The sequence below is a fragment of the Halostella sp. PRR32 genome, assembly GCF_034808085.1.
Lineage (GTDB): Archaea > Halobacteriota > Halobacteria > Halobacteriales > Natronoarchaeaceae > Halostella > Halostella pelagica.
Genome location: NZ_JAXHGL010000064.1, coordinates 1 through 284, shown reverse-complemented (window position 1 = coordinate 284; position 284 = coordinate 1). Strand labels below are relative to the sequence as shown.

Annotated in this window: 1 protein-coding gene; it reads right to left on the bottom strand. The window is 65.5% G+C overall.

Annotated features, from left to right (window positions below; all coding sequences use genetic code 11):
• The coding region (locus SM753_RS20400) for a methyltransferase domain-containing protein (protein WP_323192908.1) at positions 1-262 on the bottom strand (262 nt) is incomplete at its 3' end.
• Between the last annotated feature and the right edge of the window lie 22 nt (positions 263-284).

Here is a 284-nt window from a genome sequence, read left to right as displayed (position 1 = left end):
CGACCGGAACGTCCGCCTCGAAAGCCTGTTCGCAGGCCTCGGGATTGAGATCGACACCGACCGCATCGGCATCTGCTTCGTTGCGCAGGCGCGTGGCGATGTAGCCCGAGCCAGTGCCGACATCGAGCGCTCGCTGGTCCGGATCGACCGCCTCGACGACGGCATCGGCGAGGAGTTTCGAGTCCTCCGCAGGCTGATACACTGTCTCGATGTCGCGCTGCTCGGCAAGTTGCGGGATGTCAGGAGAGTCGTCGTCAGTCATGCGTCGGGTTCGCCGGGGACGC